Source organism: Sorangium sp. So ce363, assembly GCF_051520435.1.
GTDB lineage: Bacteria > Myxococcota_A > Polyangia > Polyangiales > Polyangiaceae > Sorangium > Sorangium cellulosum_B.
The window spans coordinates 5,224,764-5,245,968 of the sequence record NZ_CP150333.1 but is presented as its reverse complement, the minus strand read 5'-3'; the positions used below and the strand labels follow the sequence as shown (position 1 = coordinate 5,245,968).

Sequence of the window (21,205 nt, the reverse complement as noted above, 5' to 3'; positions counted from 1 at the left end):
TGAGATTCGCGCTTCCGTGGCCGAGTTCTTGGAGGGCATGAGAGCGCTGGTCCGTAAGGACGTTCTCCGGACCGCCGCGCGGTACCTGCAAGTCGACATCAGCGCCGCTGGGATATCGACCGGGCCGGCCGCGACTCCCGCCAAGCCGATCCGGAAGGGCGAGCGCGCTCCGGCGCCGAGCCGCCCCGCCGCGCCTCCCCGCAGCGCCCCGTCGCCCAAGACGCCGACGCGCGCTGCGCCGCGCAAGAAGGCGGCCGCGCCGCGGACGAGCGGAGGTGGCGCGCGTCCGGCCGTCGCTGCGCCGAAGTCGCGCGCCGCGCGCACCCCGGCGCCCGCCGTAGCGGCCCCCGTGAAAATCGCCGAACAGGCCGCTCCGGCGAGCCCGGTGAACCCCGCGAGCCTGTCGTCCGGGAGCTCCGGGGACGAGATCGCCGAGGCGCTGCTCGCCCATGTGGAGATCGAGCCTGGGCAAGGGATCGACGACCTTGCGTTGGCGATGGGGACCCCTGCGGCGGAGCTCCAGGAGCCGCTCAAGAAGCTCCTTGCGGAGAACAAGATCACCGAGGAGCTGCGTCAAGGCCAGGCGTCGTACTACCCGGCCTGAGCGACCTCGGTGGGCCGGTCAGCCAGGCACGGGCGTTGCTTGGAGCCGGCCGTGGGCCGTCCGGTCGGCGCGGGCACGGGCCGGGCGACGCCCTGCGCGATGCGGACGATGGACCGAGCGAGCCCTGCTGGCGCTGTCCGGCCGGAGCTCGGCGGTTTCCGCCTCACAGCTGGCGAACCCGGCGATGCCGTCGCCGCGCACTCGACGCGGACGCGGGGCCCCGGTACCCTGCCGGTCCAGGCGCTTTCCGGATGACTCCCGCGCACGAACAGATTCTCAACGTCCTGCTCGGCTATCTCTCGGCGATGAACGCAGAGGGAGTCTTGCTCCGGGCCATGCGGGAGGCGGAGATCCAGCCCGAGGCGTTCTCGCTCGACGACCTCCCTGACATCCTTCCGAGCATCGAGCGCCGAGCCCGCCTCTATGTGGATCCGACGCGGCTCGGTCGGCTCAGGTCGGAAATTTCGGCGATTGGCGGCGAACGACCTTCGCGGCGCTCGAAGGTCATGGTCATCAACGTGGAGGCCGACATCAGCGAGGCGCGCCTGAGCGCGAAGGCCGTTTGCGATGCGGCCGGCGCAAAGAGCTTCACGTCGCACAAGGTCGCGACCATCGTCAGCGAGCTCGCGCGAAATATCGTCCATTATACCCCTGGCGGGACGATCGAGCTCGCGGTGCAGCGCGACAGCCCGGTCCGCTTCCTCATCGTCGCCGTGGATGAGGGCGCAGGCATCCAGAACCTGCAGGAGATCCTCGCCGGGCGCTACAAGAGCAAGACCGGTATGGGGCGCGGCATCATCGGGGTCAAGCGGCTGGCCGATCGCTTTCATATCGACTCGGGGCCGAAGGGCACGCGGGTGGAGATCGAGGTCCACCTGTGAAGCTCTCCGTGGAGTACGCGATCCTCCCCAAGGACGGAGAGCTCGTGAGCGGCGACGCCGCGTTCGTGCGGGCCGGGGAAGACGGCGTCCTCTTCGCGGTCATCGACGCCCTCGGCCACGGCGAGCACGCGGCGGCCGCGGCGAACGTCGCGCTCAAGGCGCTCGCCGACGCGCCGAGCGGCGAGGATGTCCGCGCCCTCATCGATCGCCTCCACGTGCGGCTCCGCGGCACCCGCGGCGCCGCCGGCATGATCTGTCGCTTCCGGGAGGGGCGGCTCCAGGGCTGCGGCATCGGCAACGTCGAGCTGATGTCGCACGGCACGCGCGTGCAGTGGCTCCAGAGCCCGGGCATCCTCGGCGCATCGCTCAGCAAGGTCCGGATCTTCGATGCGCAGCTCGCGCGGGGCGACCGGCTCGTCGTGTTCACCGACGGGGTCTCCCCTCGCTTCGATCTATCGCTGTTTCGTGGAATGAAGGCCGCGGATGCTTGCCGCGCCCTCATGAGCCGACACCGGCGCTCGCACGATGACTCAACGGTCTTGATCGCCGACATCGAACCTTAGGATGACCATGGAGCTCAAGCGCCTTCCCATCATCAACCTGTGGGACCGGATCCTGGTGCCCATCCAGGGGGACGTGACCGATGACCTCGCGGAGCAGCTGAACACCGAGGTGCTGCGGGCCATCCACGAGAGCGGCGCGAAGGGGCTGGTCATCGATCTCACGGCCGTCTGGATCATGGATAGCCACCTGTGCGCGGTGCTCTCGAACCTGGCGTCCGCCGCGCGGCTCATGGGCACACCGACGATCCTGTCCGGGCTGAGCCCCGAGATAGCGATGACGCTTCAGGCCATGGGGGTCGAGCTCGAGGCCGTGAAGACGGCGCTGACGCTCGAGCAGGCGCTCACGATGCTCGGGCTCGAGGTGCGCCGGGCCGAGGCGCGCGACGAGGACGACGACGAGGACGACGACGACCTGTTCGACGACGAGGACGAGGAAGACGAGGAAGACGGGTGGGAGGCGGACGACCGCGGCGACCCCCGTCGAGCGCCGACGAACGGGCGGTCCGCTCGGCCCGCGACGAGCATCGATCGGCGGCAGAGCGCGAAGAGCCGGCTCAGGCGTCGCTGAGGCCGCACGTGCGCGTGCGCGTCGACGACGACAGAGGCCGCGCGTGCGCGTCCACGACGACGACATCGACACGCCGAACGCGCCCTCCTGACGGCGGGGTGACGGTGATTGTCCGGGTGGGCAACGCCGTGGGTCCCTGGTATGCCTCACGACCGCTCTCCGGGCGATCACCATGGACAAGCTGGATTGCCTCGCCGCCCCGCCGCCCAAGCAGCGGGGGATCTTCTGCAACCGGACGCTGAATCTCCGTTCGATCAAGGCGATCGGATACGACATGGATTACACGCTGATCCACTACCGGGTGGAGGCGTGGGAGCGTCGGGCCTATGAGCACCTCCGGCATCTTCTGGAGAGCGAGGGTTGGCCGGTCGGGGACCTGACGTTCGAGCCGGACCTCGTGATCCGAGGGCTCATCCTGGACACCGAGCTCGGCAATCTGCTCAAGGTGAATCGGTTCGGCTACGTGAAGCGGGCCTTCCACGGCACGAAGCCGATCGACTTCGAGACCCAGCGCGCGACCTACGCGCGGACGATCGTCGACCTCGCCGACGGGCGCTACGTCTTCCTGAACACGCTCTTCTCTCTGTCAGAGGGGTGCATGTACGCGAAGCTGGTCGATCTGCTCGATCAGCGCCGGCTTCCCGAGGTGCTCGGCTACAGCGACCTCTATCGCCGCGTGAAGGATCGCCTCGACGCGACGCACATGGAGGGGCAGCTGAAGGCCGAGATCATCGGGGATCCGGACCGGTTCGTGCTGCTCGATCCGGAGATCCCGCTCACGCTGCTCGACCAGCGGGAGGCGGGCAAGAAGCTCGTCCTGATCACGAACTCGGAGTGGGTCTACACGCGCGCGATGATGAGCTACGCGTTCGACCGCTTCCTGCCGGGCGGCATGACGTGGCGCGACCTGTTCGACGTGGTCATCGTCTCCGCGCGGAAGCCGGAGTTCTTCTCGAGCCGCAGCCCGCTCTTCGAGGTGGTCACGGAGGACGGCCTCCTGCGCCCGGCCGGCCGGTTGCGCGTGGGCGGGCACTACCTGGGCGGCAACGCGGGGCTCGTCGAGCACCACCTGGGGCTGTCCGGCGACGAGATCCTCTACATCGGCGATCACATCTATGGGGATGTGCATGTGTCGAAGAGCGCCTTGCGTTGGCGGACGGCGCTCATCATCCGGGAGCTCGAGGACGAGATCCTCGCGATCGAGGAGGCGCGCGGGGCCGAGGCGCGCCTCGATCTCTGGATGCGGGAGAAGGAGGACGCGGAGCGCGTCTATGCCAGGCTGCGCCTGGAGCTCCAGCGGATGCGCGCCGGCTACGGGCCGGTCGCCGGGGCGACGGAGGGCGAGATCCAGGCGAAGATGAACGAGCTCAAGGCGAGCCTCGCGGCGCTCGACGCGCGGATCGCGCCGCTCGCGAAGGCCTCGGCCGAGACGTTGAACCCGAGGTGGGGGCTGCTCCTCCGCACGGGCAACGACAAGAGCCACCTGGCCCGGCAGATCGAGCGCTCGGCGGACATCTACACGTCCCGCGTCTCCAATTTTCTCCTGGCGACGCCTCACGTGCTGCTCCGCTCGCACCGCGGGAGCCTGCCGCACGATCCCATGGGCGCGCCGCCGGGCGCCGAGCGGCAGAACGGCGAGCCCGCCCCGGTCGACGATGCGACGCCCGTGGGCATGTAGGCGGCGCGGCCGCCGGCCTGCCGCGCCTCAGGCTGCCGCGCCTCAGGCCGCGAGCCGCTGCGCGGCGCTGTCGAGGATGTCGAGGCACCCCGACAGGCTGTCGCAGAAGAGCAGCTCGCGCCGGAGGGCCGACGCGCCGGGGAGGCCGCGGAGATAGCCGGTCAGGTGGCGCCGGGTCACGCGCACGCCGTGCGGCTCGCCGCGCGCCTCGGTGTTCGCGATGAGGTGCGCGCGGCACAGGGCGAGCCGCTCCTCGGCCGTCGGCGGCGGGAGGTGCACGCCATCGTCGAGGAGGGCCCGGGCCTCGCGGAAGATCCAGGGGTGGTCGATGGCGGCGCGGCCGACCATCACGCCGGCGCAGCCCGTCTCGCGGAGGGCGCGGTCCGCGTCGTCGGCGGTCTTGATGTCGCCGTTCACCACGACAGGGATGGACACGACCTCGCGCGCCCGGGCGGCCCAGCTCCAGTCGGCCGCGCCGCTGTGCCCCATCTGGGCCGTGCGGCAGTGGATCGTGAGCGCGGCGACGCCGGTGTCCTCGAGGCGGCGCGCGAGGTCGACGATCGGCATATGGGACTCCGGTCCCCAGCCGATGCGCGTCTTCACGGTGACCGGGAGCGCGACCGAGCGCGTCACGAGGCGGGCCATCGCCACCATCGCCTCCGGATCGCGGAGCCAGCCCGCGCCCGCGCCTCGTCCGGCGATCTTCGGCACCCAGCAGCCGCAGTTGATATCCAGGAACGCCGGTCCGGCCTGCTCGGCGACGCGCGCGGCCTCGGCGAGGCGCTCCGGGTTGGCGCCGTAGATCTGGATCGCCGTCGGCTGATCGCCGTCGGCCAGGGCGAGCTTGCGCCGCGCGGTCTTGCACCCGCGCAGCAGCCCCTCGACGTTGACGAACTCCGTCACGCACAGCTCGGCGCCGAGCTCCCGGCCGATGCGGCGGAACACGGCGTCCGTCACGTCCTCCATGGGCGCGAGGACGACGGGGCGGCTTGCGAACAGCCGGCGAAAGCTTTCGGGCGAGAGCGGCACAGTGGCGAGCTTTCAAGCATGGATCCGGCCGGTTGACCAGGGCGACCGCCGCGGCCCGGGGCGTGACGGCCCGCTGAGCTCGAGCCCGCGGCGCCGAGGCGCGAGCGGCGCCTGGCGCCTGACCCGCGCCGCGGGCCGGCGGCCAAGGCGACGAGCGAGACCCCAGCCCCCAGGCGCCCCGGTCACCTCGCCGCGCCTCGGCGTCCCGCCGCGCCGCTCCCCCGAGGCGCTGACAGGATTCATGACCTCACGGGCATGTGTGTGCACGGCGGACGAACACGGCATGTGGGGCGGCGAACGGTCATGTTGGTACGACATCCGGGGTGGGAGACGGCGGGCAGCGCAGCCCGGCATCGTGGCCGAGGAAACCTGCCGCACGAGAAGCCAACAACGCTCGCTTGACGTTCGGCGTGGCTCTGGCGACCCTCGAGATTGCCATGAAGCGTGCGCTGCTCCGAGAGGCTCTCCGCGCTGAGCGATCGGCCGCGGCGCGCATGCTCAGAGAGCGCGAGACTCGCCCGCTCGGCACGCGGCGCAGCGCGCCGGGCGCCCACGATGCGGAGAGCGTTCGTCGCGCGGTCCGCCGCGCTTTCCGGGTCGCGCTCTGGATATGGCCGGCGTTCACGCTTGTCGACGTGTTCATGGCGACCGTGCTGTACCCCGCGGCGCCGGTGTGGCGCTGCATCGTCCTGCGCGTACTCGAGCAGGCGCTCTCCCTCGCCGTGTACCGGCTCTCGGGGCGCCCGACGCTCTCGGGGCGCGTCGTGCTCCTCGGGTACGAGGCCGCGTTCCTCACCGCCGCGATCTTCATCTCGCTGATGGCGCTCGATTTCGGCGGTCTGACGAGCGCGTACATGCACGGGCTCTCCATCGTCGTGCTGCTCCGTACGGCGCTCGTGCCCGCGCCGTTCAGCAAGGCGCTCCTCGCCTCCGCGCCGATGTTCCTCGCCTTCCCGGCGACGATGGGCATCGCCGCGATCTTCTCCCCGTCCATCCAGGCGGCGTGGCTCGATCCGACGACGCTGCTCACGGCCGCGAGCCATTACATCTTCGTCCCTGCCTCGGGGGTGATCGGGGCGCTGTCGAGCCACGTCGTGTGGGCCGCGCAGCAGCAGGTGTATCAGGCGCGCAAGCTGGGCAGGTACCGGCTCGAGGCGCCGATCGGCAAAGGGGGGATGAGCGAGGTCTGGCTCGCGTGGGACGAGACGCTCCACCGCGACGTCGCCCTCAAGCTCCTGAGGACACGGGACGCGCCGGACCCGGCGGTGCCGAAGCGCTTCGAGCAGGAGGCGCACGCGGCGAGCAAGCTCAGCGATCCGCACACCATCCGGATCTTCGACTTCGGAGCGAGCGACGACGGCATCTACTACATCGCCATGGAGCACCTGCGCGGGGCCGATCTCGCCGCGATCGTGCGCAGCTACGGCCCCATGCCCGTGGCGCGCGCCCTGCGCTTCGCCCTGCAGGCCTGCCGCTCGCTCATCGAGGCGCACGAGGCCGGGATCATCCACCGGGACATCAAGCCGCAGAACCTCTTCGTCACCCGCGTTGGCGACGATCACGACTTCCTCAAGCTGCTCGACTTCGGCGTCGCGCGGATGGTCGAGGGCGGCCGGGACGCCGAGCTCACGAACAGCGGAATGCTCTGCGGGACGCCCGCCTATATGGCGCCGGAGGTGTGTCGTGGTGATCGGGCGGATGCGCGCAGCGACATCTACTCGCTCGGCGGCACGCTCTACTTCCTGCTCACCGGGGAGCTGCCGTTCGAGGGCTCGTCGTCGGGGCAGCTCTTCGTCGCGCACATGACGAAGGCGCCCCTCGCGCCGTCGGTGCGGCGCGGCCCCACCGTCCCTCGCGCGGTCGACCGCCTCGTCCTGCGGTGCCTCGCCAAGGACCCGCGCCACCGTTTCCAGAGCGCGCGGGCGCTGTTCGATGCGCTCCTTCCGCTGCTCGATGAGTCTGCCTGGACCGCGGCCGACGCGGAGCGCTTCTGGGTGACCGAGCGCGCGGAGAAGCTCGGCCGCCCGGAAGCGCCGCTCGAGCGCCCCACCGCGGCGCGCGGGGGCTCGACGCGGACCGCCTCCGCTCGATAGAGCCAGCGCACCGTCGCGCCGCGCGCGTGACTTTTATCTCACCTGCATGGGGGTCACGTGGTGGTGCTACACGAGGACCCGCTTCCCCGTAAGCCGCGTCCCGAGCCTCGCCGAGGCCGACGCTCGATCCCGGGTACCCCGGACCGCTCGCAAACCCGTGCGGGCGATCCGGGGGCACAGCGGTGGCGGTCGAGGCCCCCTCCGCGGCCGCGTGAGGGAGCCTCGACCCGTCAGGGGGCCCGTCGCTTCATCGTCCGCTCATGACCCCTTGCCGGCGTCTTACCGTGGCGAGGACCGAGCCGCGGCGGCGCCGCATCAGGGGCGCGGAGCGGGCGTCAGCAGGGCCTTCTCAAGCGAACCGTGTCAGCGCGGCGTCCTACCAGCCGCAGCCGCCGCCCCAGCCGCCCCAGCCGCAGCCGCCGCCCCAGCCCCAGGGCCGGAAGCCCCAGCCGCCCCAGCCCCAGGGCCGGAAGCCCCAGCCCCAGGGCCGGAAGCCCCAGCCGCCCCAGCCCCAGGGCCGGCCCCAGCCGCCCCAGCCGCCGCCCCAGCCCCAGAAGCGCGCCGCATCGGGCTTCTCGCCGACGCCCTCCTCGCCAGTCGGGCTCGGCGAGCCGGGGTCCGCGGCGCCGAAATCGGGCGCGCCGGGGGCCGGCGCGCTGGCGCTTGCTGCGCTGGGATCCGTCGCTCTCTCGTCCATCGCCGGATTCGCGCTCGACTCCTGATCAGCGGAATCCATCTCTTCGGCCTGGAACGCCTGCTTCGCCTCGTCGGTCTCGCTCATCACGTCGTCGGTGGGCGCGTCCGACGTCGTCGCCTCGGCCATGCAACCGGCCGCGGAGAGGGCCGTCGAGAGGGCGATGAGCGATGCGAACTTCGTCAATTGGCTCATGTTCCCGTTCTCCTGTGCACATCAATCCATGTCGAATGGAGTCATCGCCCGTCATGGCGACGAGCTTTGACACGCGGGGACCTGAGATCCCCCGCCGCACGATCATGTGTGGTGTTCGGGAGGTGATGTCGATTACCGCATAAAGGACACCTGAGACACCATGGACGCTTTCTGCGAGGCCGTGCGCGCCGCGAGGGAGGCGTCACGCGCTCCTTCCGGGGAGAGCGAGCCGCGGCTGCCTGGGAGGGCGCGAGCCGCGGCTGCGTGGCGCTCGCCGGCCTCCCACGTGCTCCGGCGGCTGCGCGCGCTCCTCGCAGATCCCGGGCGCCGGACGCCGCGTCATCGTTCTGGCTGGCCAGCGCAGAGGAGCGCAGGCGCGCCGGACTGCGATGCTACGAGGACCGGGCGCGGGAAGGCCTGTCCTTATGAGGCTTCGGCAGTGGTGCCTAGAACGCGAACAGCTCGATCAACGGAGATGGATCGGATGGCGCGGAGCACCCGGGCGTCGACCGCGAGCGACCGCCGCGCGGCGAAGGATGCTTCATGAAGGCTCGCGCGATCGTGTCGTCCGCCAGGATCTCCAGCGTGAAGGCTGATGGGGGAGATCCGCGCGACTGCGTCTCCGGAGCACATGCTCCCGCGGTTCACACAGGAGATCGTCAGGGCCACCATCGGACCCGTCCACGACACATACCGTCCCGTCCTGGTCGATGGTCGGGTGCGAAGAGCGATGGATTCGAGCGAGGAGAGCGGTGGACTGGACAGCCTGGGAGCAACGCGTAGGAGCGGCCCGCGAAGGGGCCTTGTGTCCACGCGTCGATGGCCGTGCAGGGAAGGGGGCGAGAAGAGAGCGATCGCGCCGTCGATGCGCGCGGCGAGCCCCGGTGAGGGGCTCGCCCGAGGCCGCCTGGAGGGAGCGCTCAGCCCGCGAGCTTCGCGCGGACCGCCTCGCCCATCCCCTGGGTCGACAGCTTGCCGCCGAGGTCCGCCGTCCGTGCGCCGCCGGCGATGGCCTGCGCCACCGCGCGCTCGAGCATGGCCGCCTCCTTGTCGAGCCGCAGCGAGTGCCGGAGCAGCATCGCGGCGCTCAGGATCGTCCCGATCGGGTTGGCGAGCCCCTTGCCGGCGATGTCGGGCGCCGAGCCATGGATCGGCTCGTAGACCCCGCGCGTCCCATCGCCCAGCGACGCGCTCGGGCAGAGCCCCAGCGAGCCGGCGAGCACGGCGGCCTCGTCGGTCAGGATGTCGCCGAACATGTTCTCGGTGACGATGACGTCGAACGCCGCGGCCGAGGTGATGAGCCGCATCGCGCACGAGTCGACGAGCTGGTGCTCGATGCGGATCTCCGGGTGGCGGGCGGCGACCTCGGTCGCCACCGTGCGCCAGAGCCGCGACGACTCGAGGACGTTCGCCTTGTCGACGGACGTGACGAGGCGCCTGCGCGAGGCCGCGAGGCGGAACGCGAGCTCGACGACGCGCTGGATCTCCTCGTCCGTGTACTCGAGCGTGTCGACCGCGCGCCGGCGCCCGTTCACCTCCTCGCGGAGGCGGGGCTTGCCGAAGTAGAGCCCGCCCGTCAGCTCACGGACGACCAGGATGTCGACGTCCGCGAGCCGCTCCGCCTTGAGGGGAGAGGCCTGGATGAGCTCCGGGAACAGGCGGATCGGCCGCAGGTTGGCGTACAGGCCGAGCCCCTGGCGCAGCGCGAGCAGCCCCTGCTCGGGGCGAACGCTCGCGCTCGGGTTGTCCCACTTGGGGCCGCCGACGGCGCCGAGCAGGACGGCATCCGCCGCGCGGCACGCGTCGAGCGTCTCCTGCGTCAGCGCCGTGCCGGTCGCGTCGATGGCGCACCCGCCGATGAGGTGCTCCGAGTAGCTGAAGCTGTGGCCGAACTGGGCGGCGACAGCGTCGAGGGTGGCGCGGGTTTCGGCGACCACTTCGACGCCGATGCCGTCGCCGGGCAAAAGAACGATATTGGCCTTCATGCGACCTCGCTGGCAGGCAACGTGGATGTGTACTGCTGTGGCTCTCTCGCTGCGAGCGTGAGCCCATACTCGATCCCGTCCGCGAGCGCATGCCAGGACGCATCGATGATGTTCGTCGACGCGCCGACGGTGCTCCACTGGCGATGCGCGTCGCGGCTGTTGATGAGCACGCGCGTCGTCGCCGAGGTGCCGTCGCGCCCGTCGAGGATACGCACCTTGTAGTCGACGAGCTGGATGTCACGCACGGCCGGGAACACGGGCGCGAGCGCCTTGCGGAGCGCGCCGTCGAGCGCGTTGACGGGGCCGGACCCCTCGGCCGCCGTGATCACCACCTCGTCGTCGACCGCGATCTTGATCATCGCCTCGGCGAAGGTGCCGACGCCCTCGCGCTGGCCCGCGATGACCTTGAAGTCGAGCAGCCGGAACGGCGGCTTGTAGCCCGGCGAGCTCCGGCGGAGCAGCAGCGCGACGGACGCCTCGGCCGCCTCGAACGACGAGCCGCGCGCCTCGCGCTCCTTGATCTGCTCCAGCACCTCGACCTCGGCGCCCGTCGGCACCTCGAGCCCGAACTCCTCGGCCTTGCTGAGGAGGTTGCCGCGGCCCGACAGCTCGCTGACCACGGTCCGCATCGCGTTGCCGACGAGCGCGGGATCGATGTGCTGGTAGGACGCAGGCTCGCGCCGCATCGCCGCGACGTGCACGCCGCCCTTGTGCGCGAAGGCGCTCCGCCCGACGTAGGCCATGTGATCGTCGGGGGAGAGGTTCGCCACGTCGGCGACGTAGTGCGAGAGCTCGGTGATCCCGCGGAGCGCCCCGTCCGGGAGCGCCTGGAGGCCGAGCTTCAGCTCCAGGTTCGGGATGATCGCACAGAGGTTCGCGTTCCCGCAGCGCTCGCCGTAGCCGTTGATCGTGCCCTGGACGTGCCGGGCGCCTCCGCGCACGGCGGCGATCGAGTTGGCGACCGCGCACTCACCGTCGTTGTGGGCGTGGATGCCGAGCGGGTGGCCCAGCGCCGCCTTCATCTCGGCCACCACCGCCTCGATCTGCCAGGGCATCGACCCGCCGTTCGTGTCGCAGAGCGTGACCACCTCCGCACCGCCGCGCACGGCGGCGCGCAGCGTCTCGGTCGCGTACGACCGGTCGAGCGCGAACCCGTCGAAGAAGTGCTCGGCGTCGTAGATCACGCGGCGGCCGTGCGCGCGCAGGAAGGCGATGGTCTCCTCGATCATCCGGAGGTTCTCGTCGAGCGTCGTGCGCAGCACCGCCGTCACGTGCTGGACCGAGCTCTTGCCGAAGATCGTGCAGACGCTCGTCCCCGCGGCGAGGAGCGCGCGCAGCCCGGGGTCGTCCTCGGGGGCCAGCGAGGCCCGGCGCGTCGAGCCGAACGCGGCGATCTTCGCGTGCTTCCACTCGATGTCCTTCGCCCGCTCGAAGAACTGCGCGTCTTTCGGGTTCGAGCCGGGCCACCCGCCCTCGATGAAGGTCAGGCCGAACGCGTCGAGGTGGCGCGCGATGCTCAGCTTGTCCTCGCACGCGAGCGAGATGCCCTCGCGCTGCGTGCCGTCCCGTAGCGTTGTGTCGTAGACGTCGACGCGGTCCGAGGGGCGGGCGCCCTGCTCCGCGCCGTTATGAGGCGGATTCATAAGGTTCGACTTCCTTGTGCAGCGAGATCGGGTCGCCGAGCTCATCGCCCCGCTGGGGGGCCTCCTGCGCTCGGCGCACGGCCCTACCTCGCGGTCTCGACGGCGGCGCCGTGGCCGCTCTGGTTGCTCTCTGACGCCGCCGCGTCGTCCTTGGGCTCGACGCCGTAGGTCGCGAGGAGCCGGTTCAGGGCGGTGAGGTACGCCTTCGCGCTGGCCACCAGGATGTCGGTGTCAGCGCCGTGGCCGTGGAAGACGCGCGCCGCGGCGTCGTGCTGCGGGTGCCGCTTGCTCGACGTCGCGTCCGCCCGGACGCGGACGCTCACCTCGCCGAGCGCGTCGATGCCCTCGGTCACCGCGTGCACCGAGAACTCGAGGAGGCTGCTCGGCACGCGGACGATCTCGTCGATCGCCCGGTAGGCGGCGTCCACCGGTCCGGTGCCGATCGCGGCGCGGACGTGCAGCGCCCCGTCCGGCCCGCGGAGGCGGACGGTGGCGGTGGGCATGCCGGTGGTCCCGCAGGCGACCTGGAGCGCGTCGAGCGTGTAGAGATCGTCGGCCTGCGCCCGCGTGGTCGAGACGATCGCCTCGATGTCGGGATCGGTGACGTGCTTCTTCTTGTCGGCGAGCGCCTTGAAGCTGGCGAACGCCGCCGCGAGCTGGGCCTCGTCGAGGTGGTAGCCGAGCTCCTCCAGCCGGTTGCGGAGCGCGTGCCTGCCCGAGTGCTTGCCGAGGACGAGCCGGGTCTGCGTCACCCCGACCATCTCCGGCCGCATGATCTCGTACGTCTCCTGGTGCTTCAGCATCCCGTCCTGGTGGATGCCGGACTCGTGCGCGAAGGCGTTGGCGCCGACGATCGCCTTGTTCGGCTGGACGTTGAAGCCCGTGGCCGCGCTGACGAGGCGGCTCACGGTGGCGATCTGGGTCGTGTCGATCCCGGTGCGCAGCCCGAAGACGGCCCGGCGCGTGGCGAGCGCCATGACGATCTCCTCGAGCGCGGTGTTGCCGGCGCGCTCGCCGATGCCGTTGATGGTCACCTCGGCCTGGCGCGCGCCCGCGCGGATGCCCTCCAGCGCGTTGGCCGTCGCGAGCCCGAGGTCGTTGTGGCAGTGGACCGAGACGATGGCGCGGTCGATCCCCGGGACGTTCTGGCGGATCCCGGCGATGAGCGCGCCGAACTCGCTCGGAATGGTGTACCCGACGGTGTCCGGGATGTTGAGCGTGGTGGCCCCGGCGGCGATCGCAGCCTCGAGCACCTGGTAGAGGAACTCCGGCTCGCTCCGGCCGGCGTCCTCGGGGCTGAACTCCACGTCGGCGCACATGTCGCGCGCGTACGCGACCATGGCTCGCACGCGGTCGAGCACCTCCGCCCGGGTCATCCGGAGCTTGTGCTTGAGGTGGATGTCGCTCGTGGCGAGGAAGGTGTGGATCCGGGGGTGCGCGGCCCGGGCGACGCCCTCCCACGCCTTGTCGATGTCGACCTTGGTGGCGCGGGCGAGGGCGCAGATGATCGGCGGGGTCGCGGCGGGGCGGCCGGGGACCGCGGCCGCGCCCACGCGCTCGGCGATCGTCTGGACGGCGAGCAGATCGTCGGGGGAAGCGGCGGGGAAGCCCGTCTCGATGACGTCGACGCCGAGCTTCGCCAGCGCGAGCGCGATCTCGAGCTTCTCCGACGATGTCATCGTCGCGCCCGGCGACTGCTCGCCGTCGCGCAGCGTCGTGTCGAAGATGCGGACGTAATCGGACGGGGGCATCGCTTGATTCGCAATCATCTCAGGCATGGTGTTCTCCGCCGCCTCCCACGAGTGGAGAGGCTCAGTCGCCGGGCTTGATGGTGACGGGATCGATGAACGGCATCATCTTGCGCAGGTTGGCGCCCACGATCTCGAGCCGCTGCTCCCGCTCCTTCGCCCGCGTCGCCTCGAACTTCGGCCGGCCCGCCTCGTTCTCCGCGATCCACTTGCGCGCGAACTCGCCGCTCTGGATCTCGGCGAGGATGCGCTTCATCTCCTCGCGCGTCTTGTCGGTGATGACCCGCGGGCCCGACACGTAGTCGCCGTGCTCGGCGGTGTCGCTGATCGAGTACCGCATGTAGTTGAGGCCGCCGCGGTACATGAGGTCGACGATGAGCTTGAGCTCGTGCAGACACTCGAAGTACGCGATCTCCGGCTGGTAGCCGGCGTTGACGAGCGTCTCGAAGCCGGCCTTCACGAGCTCGCTCGCGCCGCCGCAGAGCACCGCCTGCTCGCCGAAGAGGTCGGTCTCGGTCTCCTCCGCGAACGTCGTCAGGAGCACCCCGGCGCGCGTCGCGCCGATGCCCTTCGCGTAGGCGAGCGCCTGGGCCTCCGCCTTGCCGCTCGCGTCCTGGTGGACGGCGAGGAGGGCCGGGACGCCGCCGCCGGCCTCGAACGTCTCGCGCACCCGGTGGCCGGGGCCCTTCGGGGCGATCATCGACACGTCGACCGACGGGGGGGGCGTGATCGTGTTGAAGCGGATGTTGAACCCGTGCGCGAACATGAGCGTCTTGCCCGGGCCGAGGTGCGGCGCGATCTGCTCGTTGTAGATGCGCGCCTGCGACGTGTCGGGGGCGAGGATCATGATGACGTCGGCGGCCTTCGCGGCCTCGGACACCGTGGCCACCTGCAGCCCCGCGGCCTGCGCCTTGGGCCGGCTCTTGCTGCCCTCGGGCAGGGCGACGATCACCGTGACGCCGCTGTCGCGCAGGTTCAGCGCGTGCGCGTGCCCCTGGGAGCCATAGCCCACGATCGCGACCTTCTTGCTCTGGATGAGCGAAAGATCCGCGTCGTTATCGTAAAAAATCTTAGCCATCTCTCTCTCCTTACAACCGGGACCCGCACCTCGCGGGCTCCCGTCCTTCACGTCGTTCACGTGTCGCGCGCGCTCTTTACACCGTCGCTACACCGTCGTCATACCGTCAGGAGGCGCCGTTCTCGGCGGTGCGCACGGGGATCGAGTCGAACCTGGCCTCGGCCTCCTCGGCGCCGCGGGTCATCACGATCATCCCGGTCCGCACCATCTCGATGATCCCGAACGGGCGGAGCACCTCGAGCAGGCCCTCGATCTTGTCGCCGGTCCCGGTGATCTCGATGGTCAGCGCCTCGGGGGCGACATCGACGGTGCGCGCGCGGAACACCTCGCAGAGCTGGAGCACCTGCGCCCGGCTCGTCGCGTCCGCCTTCACCTTGATGAGCGCGAGGTCGCGCGCGACCGAGGCGGTGTGGGTGACGTCCCGGACCCAGAGGGTGTTGACCAGCTTGTAGAGGTTCGCCTCCAGGCGCCGCGCCCCGTCCTCGTCCGCCTCGAGGACCAGGGTCAGGCGCGAGATCCCGGCGATGTGGGTGCGCCCGACGCTCAGCGACTCGATGTTGTAGGCGCGCCGCCGGAAGAGGGACGCGACGCGGTTGAGCACGCCGGGGCGGTCTTCGACGTAGGCGATGAACGTGCGCAGGATGGGTCGATCCATGGATGCCTCTTGAAAGTCCCTCTTGTCTATGGTGCGCCCGGCTCCGGCCGCGGCGCGCTCGGGCGCGCCCCGCCCGTCCGACGGGCGCACGCTCACGCTGGAGCGCGCGCCCAGGGCGCGTGGGTCTGCTGGCGCGTTCACGGGTCCTCCCCGGTCTCCACGATGGGGCTCGGGCGCCGGATCATGTCGTTCAGGTCGGCGCCGGCGGGGACCATCGGATAGACGCTATCCTCCTGCTCCACACGGAAGTCGACGACCACGGTGCCCGGCGTGGCGCGGGCGCGCTCCACGGCCCCGGCGATCTCCTCGCGCTTCGTGACGCGGATGCCGGTCAGCCCGTGGGCCTCGGCGAGCTTCACGAAATCCGGGCTGCGCATCGGGGTCGCCGAGTAGCGCCGGTTGTAGAAGAACTCCTGCCACTGCCGCACCATGCCGAGGTAGCCGTTGTTGATGACGGCCACGTGGACCTTGAGCCCCTCCTGCGCGCAGGTCGAGAGCTCGCACGCGGTCATCTGGAAGCCGCCATCGCCCACGACCACCCAGATCTCATCCTCCGGCTTCGCGAAGCGCGCGCCGATCGCCGCCGGCAGGGAGAAGCCCATCGTGCCGAGCCCGCCGGAGGTGATGAGCTTCCGCGGGTAATCGTGCTTGTAGTACTGCGCTTCCCACATCTGGTGCTGGCCGACGTCGGTTACCACAAGCGCCTTGCCGTCGGTGAGCCGCCAGAGGTCGTGCATCACGTGCGCGGCGTACAATTTGTCGTTGTACGGCAATTGTTGAATGTCACGGACCGCCGAGTCGCCCTTCAACAGGTTGATGCGGTCGACCCACGGGCCGCGGTTGCGCTGCTTGCACCCGGGGATGAGCGACAGCAGCGTGTCCCGGACGTCGCCGATGAGGCCGACATCGACCTTGACATTCTTGTTGATCTCGGACCGGTCGATCTCGACGTGGATCTTCTTCGCCTTGACGGCGTAGGTCTTGAGGTTGCCGGTCACGCGGTCGTCGAAGCGCATCCCGAGCGCGATGAGGAGGTCGGCCTCCTGGATAGCGTTGTTCACCCACGCCTCGCCGTGCATCCCCATCATGCCGAGGCTGAGGGGGTGCTTCGCCGGGAAGCCGCCGAGGCCGAGCAGCGTGGAGGCGACGGGGATCCCCGTCTTCTCCACGAAGGCGAGGAGCTCGCGCGTCGCCTCGGCCCTGACGATGCCCTGACCGGCCAGGATGAGCGGCCGCTCGGCCTCGTCGATGAGGTCGATCGCCTTCTCGATGTCCGTCTGGACGGCGTGCTGCGAGGGGCGGTAGCCGGGCAAGCGGACCTCGCCCTTCGGCGGCTCGAATTCGATCGACGCCTGCTGGGCGTCCTTGGTGATGTCCACGAGCACGGGGCCCGGGCGGCCCGAGCGCGCGATGTAGAACGCCTCGCGGAGGGCGGGGGCGATGTCCTCCACGTCGGTCACGAGGTAGTTGTGCTTGGTGATGGGCAGGGTGACGCCCGTGATGTCCGTCTCCTGGAACGCGTCGGTCCCGAGCAGCTTGGAGGACACCTGCCCGGTGATACAGACGATCGGCGAGGAGTCGAGCATCGCCGTCGCGATCCCGGTGACGAGGTTCGTCGCGCCCGGCCCCGAGGTGGCGACGCACACGCCGACCTTGCCAGAGGCGCGGGCGTACCCGTCCGCCATGTGCGCCGCGCCCTGCTCGTGCCGGACGAGCACATGGCGGATCGGGTAACCGAGGATCGTGTCGTAGGCGGGCATGATCGCGCCGCCCGGATAGCCAAAGACCACGTCCACGCCTTCGCGGACGAGGACTTCCCAGATAATCTGTGCACCGGTTCGTTTCATAATTCCCGACTCCATCGAGTCACGCGGGTGAAGGTGGGGCGCATGGGGGCGCCTTGGCCGCGGGGTTCCGCCGTTTCTCAGAGGCTCAGCAACTTAGGCGATCGCGCGCTGCAGATCCTCCCGAGGGCCGTCGCCGCTGCTCTCCTCGCGGCGGAGCGCGTCGAGCACCCTGCGCGCGTCGTCGAGCGACACGACGCGCGAGCTGCCCGGTGCGCTCGCCGGCTTGGCGCGCAGATCCGCGCGCTGGTCCACGTTGGAGCGCGCGGAGGGCGGGTCAGCATGGAACTCGAACGATGCCTCCGCGGCGTCGCCGTGCGGGCGCGCGCCCTTGAGGTGCGTCGAGGAGCGCTGGGGCGCGCGGACGGCGCCCCCGCTGGCTCGGGCGCGGATCTCGTCGACGAGCGCCTCGAACTCCTCTCGCACGGCGCTCGACGCGACGGGCACCCCACATCCCGCGGCGACGAGCTCGGCGAGCTCCGCGATGCGCTGGCCGACGGCCTCGATTGAGGCGTCCTCCCGATTTTTCCTCGAATGTTCCTTGCTCACCTGATCCTCCTTCGACGACGGCTGCTCTCCGTGAACCCTCAGGCCGAAAAAAACGAAAGCCCCCGGACCATCTCGGTGCGGGGGCCTATCTCCATGCTGTTTCAGCTCAGAGCGGCGGCCCGCACCCGTTCCCGACGCGAATCAGCCCGACGACGTCAACTAGGCTGATGAGCGCAGGAATGGCTAGGCCCGCTAGGAGCCCGACGGACACGCCGCCTTCGACGACGACGAACGAACGCGCCGCCGAGGACGCCAACGAAGCACGGTGCACAACCTTCTCAGCGAGGGTCCCATCGCCGGAGGCGTGGGCGCTGGCGGTGCACATCGGCTTCTGCATGGCGTAGATGCTTCTACCCTACAGAGCTGCTGCGTCGCGTCAAGTTGTTTCTTTACAGATCGCTTGTTTCTGCGGCATTTCGTGGAGTTTTTTGTTCGAGCGCGCGCACGTGAACCGCGTGATGTTCAGCACGAACCGGCGCTGTCCGGGAGCTCGGTCTGCGGTGGGTCGAACGGCGATGCACTGCGCTCGATGTGCACGGATGCGTCGCTCGAGCGCGACGCCGGGCGAGTCGAGCGAGGCGCGCCGAGCGCGTCGCGTGGAGCGCGCGCAAGCGAGGGCGCGGCCAGGATGCTGGGGCGCCGGGGGAGAGGTGCGCAAACACCGGACGTCGGCTCATGCGCCCCCGAAGTGCAGACTGCTGTCTTGAACTGACTGCCGCCAGATCGCGCGACACACCCATGAACCCGACATGCAAGCGCATCGCGTCGCGCAGGCGCGCCCTGCCGATCGAACGGTCTCGCCCTGGGGTCTGCAACGCCGCCGCGTGGCCTCGCTCGGCACGGTCGGGCTCCTCGCGCTGAGCGGCGCCGCCGCGGCCCGCGCCGATCCTGCGCAGCCAGGGGATCCCACGGCGCTCGCCGGTGCACAGCCCGCGCGGCCGTCGCTTCCACCCGCGCCGCCTGCGCAGCCACCTGCTGCGCCGGAGCGCCCCGCCGCTGCGGCGCCCCGGACGCAACCGAGGGCGGCCGCCAACTTCAGCACGTTCCTCGAGCTCCGGAACGATTACTCGAGCGGCAAGAACGGCTTCTTCAACGCAGCAGTGCTCCGGGGGGATTACGCCTTCACCAGGACCTTCTCGCTGCGCGCAGACCTGCCGCTCGCGTACGTGGGCGACATCGAGGGCCAGCGCGACGTGGGGCTCGGCGACATCCTGATCCGGCCGCTCGTCCGCGTGGTCGGCACGCCGCGGTTCGCGCTGGTCCTGGGCACGGATCTCATCCTCGACTCGGCGTCGAAGCGCGCGCTCGGCGCGGGAAAAAACCAGGTGGCGCCCCTCGTCCAGGCGTACGTCCGTGTGGCGCGGCCCGCGCGGCTGGGGGCCCAGCTGCAGCACGCGGTGTCGTTCGGCGGCGATCCGGGGCGGAACGCCATCCAGAAGTCGACGATCAGGGAATTCGCGATCATCGAGCTGCCGCACGGGTTCTGGGTGAGCCCGGACCAGGCGTTCTCGATCGACCACCGCGGTGCGCACCGCGTCGTGTCGACGAGCGTGCTGGAGGTCGGCGCAGAGCTCAGCGAACGGGTGCAGGTGTACGTCGATCCCGGCATCCAGGTCGATGACCGGGGGGCGGTCGACTGGCTGGTCACCGGGGCGGTGAGGTGGGCCTTCCCGCAGCGAGCGCGGGCGCGCGCGGTCGCCGCCGCGCCGGTGCAGCGCGCGGGTACGGGGCAGGCCGCGGGCGCGGGGCAGGCCGCGGAGGAGTAGGCGGCTCGCGCCTCCGGCGTCCAAGAGGACGCCCGGCGAGGGCCGCGCGCGTCTCGCGCCCGGGATGGGGCGGGGGCGATCGACGGACCCGGGGTGGCGGACCCTTGACCTGGGTCGTCGTCCCGAGCCTGATCTTCGGTCGCACGCATGCTGTCACGAGATCCGCTGCTCCTGCTCTCCGCGACCCGGCTCGCCGCGCTGATCCGCGAACGCGCCGTGACGTCGGCCGAGGTCGTGGAGGCCCATATCCGGCACATCGAGCGCGTGAACCCGACGCTCAACGCGATGGTGGCGGACCGGTTCGAGGCCGCCCGCGCCGAGGCGCGCGCGGCCGATGCCCTCCTCGAACAACGCGGGGCCGCGGGCGCGCCGCCGTTCCTCGGCGTCCCGTGCTCCATCAAGGAGAGCTTCGCCGTCGCCGGCATGCCGAACTCCGCGGGGCTCGTCGCACGCGCCGGCGTGCGCGCGGAGGAGGACGCCGTGACGGTCACGCGCCTGCGCGCGGCCGGCTTCATCCCGCTCGGCGTCACCAACGTGTCGGAGCTCTGCATGTGGATGGAGACGAACAACCGGCTCTACGGCCGGACGAACAACCCCTACGACCCGGCGCGCACCGCGGGCGGCAGCTCGGGCGGGGAGGCCGCGGTGGTCGGCGCGGGCGGCGCGCCGGTCGGGCTCGGCTCGGACATCGGCGGATCCATCCGCATGCCCGCGTTCTTCAACGGCGTCTTCGGCCACAAGCCGACCGGCGGGCTCGTGCCGACCTCGGGCCAGTTCCCGCTGCCGGGCGAGCGAGGGCTCCGCTTCATGACGACGGGGCCGATCGCTCGGCGCGCCGAGGATCTCATGCCGGTGCTCCGCATCCTCGCCGGCCCCGACGCGCGCGATCCCGGCTGCGCGCCGCTGCCGCTCGGTGATCCGGCCTCGGTCGATCTCGGCACGTTGACGGTGCTCTCCGTCGAGCACGACGGGGTGCGCCGGGTGAGCGCCGATCTCGTGGCCGCGCAGCGGAGGGCGGCGGAGGCGCTCGCCGCCTGCGGGGCGACGGTGATCGAGGCCAAGGTCGACCTCCTAGCGCGGGCGCTCGACATCTGGACCGCGATGGTGGGCACGTCCGGGGGCGTCACGTTCCGGGCGTTGCTCGGTGATGGCCGCCCGGTCAGCCTGCCGCGCGAGCTCGCCCGCTGGTCGGTCCGCCGCTCGCCGCACACGCTGCCGGCGCTGGGGCTCGCGTTGCTGGAGGACGTCGGCGGGCTGCTGCCGGCGCGCGTCGAGCGGGCCCTGGAGCTCGGCAAGGCGCTGCGCGCCGAGCTCGTGTCGCGCATCGGCGAGCAGGGCGTGATGCTCTACCCGTCCTATCCGAGCCCCGCGCCGCGGCACTACGCGCCGCTCCTGCCGCCCTTCCAGTGGACATACACCGCGGTGCTCAACGTCATGGAGATGCCGGCGACGCAGGTGCCGCTGGGCCTCAACGGCGAGGGGCTGCCGCTCGGCGTCCAGGTGGCGGCGATCCACGGCAACGATCATGTGACGATCGCCGTGGCGGAGCACCTGGAGCGCTCGTTCGGCGGCTGGGTGCCGCCGTCGCTCTCGTGGTGCCGGCGATGACGTTCCCGCCCGCGGTCGTGGTAT

18 protein-coding genes are annotated in these 21,205 nt (G+C 70.9%); 8 read left to right on the top strand and 10 right to left on the bottom strand.

What is annotated here, in order from left to right; translation table 11 throughout:
* The first annotated feature begins 16 nt into the window (after positions 1 to 16).
* The 5 genes from WMF12_RS19920 (at position 17) to WMF12_RS19900 (ending at position 4,294) form a co-directional block, all read left to right on the top strand.
* Positions 17 to 604 carry a hypothetical protein gene (locus WMF12_RS19920; protein WP_437873117.1) on the top strand — a complete coding sequence of 196 codons (588 nt, stop codon included), beginning with the start codon at positions 17 to 19 and terminating at the stop codon, positions 602 to 604.
* Between the two features lie 305 nt (positions 605 to 909).
* Positions 910 to 1,485 (top strand): ATP-binding protein, encoded by a 576-nt coding sequence (locus tag WMF12_RS19915; RefSeq protein ID WP_437554160.1) that lies wholly within the window; start codon positions 910 to 912, stop codon positions 1,483 to 1,485.
* Positions 1,482 to 2,048 carry a SpoIIE family protein phosphatase gene (locus tag WMF12_RS19910; protein WP_272099468.1) on the top strand — a complete coding sequence of 189 codons (567 nt, stop codon included), beginning with the start codon at positions 1,482 to 1,484 and terminating at the stop codon, positions 2,046 to 2,048. The genes WMF12_RS19915 and WMF12_RS19910 overlap by 4 nt, the downstream gene beginning before the upstream one ends.
* Before the next feature lie 7 nt (positions 2,049 to 2,055).
* A complete protein-coding gene (locus WMF12_RS19905; protein ID WP_437873116.1) occupies positions 2,056 to 2,616 on the top strand; it encodes an STAS domain-containing protein in 561 nt (186 codons plus the stop codon).
* A gap of 172 nt (positions 2,617 to 2,788) precedes the next feature.
* Positions 2,789 to 4,294, top strand: coding sequence for an HAD-IG family 5'-nucleotidase (locus WMF12_RS19900; RefSeq protein WP_437873115.1), 1,506 nt, complete (start codon positions 2,789 to 2,791; stop codon positions 4,292 to 4,294).
* A 42-nt stretch (positions 4,295 to 4,336) separates the two neighbouring features.
* Here the strand turns inward: WMF12_RS19900 and dusB are convergent, their stop codons facing one another.
* On the bottom strand, positions 4,337 to 5,323 hold the full coding sequence (gene dusB / locus WMF12_RS19895; protein ID WP_437873114.1) for a tRNA dihydrouridine synthase DusB: 987 nt from the start codon (positions 5,321 to 5,323) through the stop codon (positions 4,337 to 4,339).
* 494 nt (positions 5,324 to 5,817) lie between these two features.
* Here dusB and WMF12_RS19890 point away from each other — a divergent pair, with 494 nt between their 5' ends.
* A complete protein-coding gene (locus tag WMF12_RS19890; protein ID WP_437747218.1) occupies positions 5,818 to 7,416 on the top strand; it encodes a serine/threonine-protein kinase in 1,599 nt (532 codons plus the stop codon).
* A 376-nt stretch (positions 7,417 to 7,792) separates the two neighbouring features.
* Here WMF12_RS19890 and WMF12_RS19885 read toward each other — a convergent pair whose 3' ends face one another.
* From WMF12_RS19885 to WMF12_RS19845, 9 genes are all read right to left on the bottom strand, one after another.
* Entirely contained in the window at positions 7,793 to 8,305 is a 513-nt protein-coding gene (locus tag WMF12_RS19885) for a hypothetical protein (protein ID WP_437873113.1), read from the bottom strand.
* Between the two features lie 920 nt (positions 8,306 to 9,225).
* The gene (gene leuB, locus WMF12_RS19880; protein WP_437873112.1) at positions 9,226 to 10,290 is read right to left on the bottom strand and encodes a 3-isopropylmalate dehydrogenase; all 1,065 of its coding nucleotides are present in this window, start codon (positions 10,288 to 10,290) and stop codon (positions 9,226 to 9,228) included.
* Complete coding sequence (cimA, locus tag WMF12_RS19875; protein ID WP_437873111.1) at positions 10,287 to 11,933, bottom strand: citramalate synthase; 1,647 nt, start codon at positions 11,931 to 11,933, stop codon at positions 10,287 to 10,289. The genes leuB and cimA overlap by 4 nt, the downstream gene beginning before the upstream one ends.
* 83 nt (positions 11,934 to 12,016) lie before the next feature.
* Positions 12,017 to 13,711 carry a 2-isopropylmalate synthase gene (locus tag WMF12_RS19870; protein ID WP_437873110.1) on the bottom strand — a complete coding sequence of 565 codons (1,695 nt, stop codon included), beginning with the start codon at positions 13,709 to 13,711 and terminating at the stop codon, positions 12,017 to 12,019.
* Between the two features lie 34 nt (positions 13,712 to 13,745).
* Entirely contained in the window at positions 13,746 to 14,759 is a 1,014-nt protein-coding gene (gene ilvC, locus WMF12_RS19865) for a ketol-acid reductoisomerase (RefSeq protein WP_012236362.1), read from the bottom strand.
* A gap of 106 nt (positions 14,760 to 14,865) precedes the next feature.
* Positions 14,866 to 15,414, bottom strand: coding sequence for an acetolactate synthase small subunit (ilvN, locus tag WMF12_RS19860; RefSeq protein ID WP_012236361.1), 549 nt, complete (start codon positions 15,412 to 15,414; stop codon positions 14,866 to 14,868).
* Positions 15,415 to 15,551: 137 nt separating this feature from the next.
* Complete coding sequence (ilvB, locus tag WMF12_RS19855; RefSeq protein WP_437873109.1) at positions 15,552 to 17,261, bottom strand: biosynthetic-type acetolactate synthase large subunit; 1,710 nt, start codon at positions 17,259 to 17,261, stop codon at positions 15,552 to 15,554.
* Positions 17,262 to 17,354: 93 nt separating this feature from the next.
* Positions 17,355 to 17,807, bottom strand: a complete 453-nt coding sequence (locus tag WMF12_RS19850; RefSeq protein ID WP_437873108.1) for a hypothetical protein — start codon at positions 17,805 to 17,807, stop codon at positions 17,355 to 17,357.
* Between the two features lie 106 nt (positions 17,808 to 17,913).
* Positions 17,914 to 18,144: a hypothetical protein gene (locus tag WMF12_RS19845; RefSeq protein ID WP_437873107.1), complete on the bottom strand. Its 231-nt coding sequence runs from the start codon at positions 18,142 to 18,144 to the stop codon at positions 17,914 to 17,916.
* Positions 18,145 to 18,556: 412 nt separating this feature from the next.
* On the opposite strand from WMF12_RS19845, the gene WMF12_RS19840 reads away from it, so the two are divergent.
* Together WMF12_RS19840 and WMF12_RS19835 are read left to right on the top strand one after the other, a co-directional pair.
* Entirely contained in the window at positions 18,557 to 19,573 is a 1,017-nt protein-coding gene (locus WMF12_RS19840) for a hypothetical protein (RefSeq protein ID WP_437873106.1), read from the top strand.
* Positions 19,574 to 19,720: 147 nt separating this feature from the next.
* Positions 19,721 to 21,181, top strand: coding sequence for an amidase (locus WMF12_RS19835; protein WP_437873105.1), 1,461 nt, complete (start codon positions 19,721 to 19,723; stop codon positions 21,179 to 21,181).
* Positions 21,182 to 21,205 lie beyond the last annotated feature (24 nt).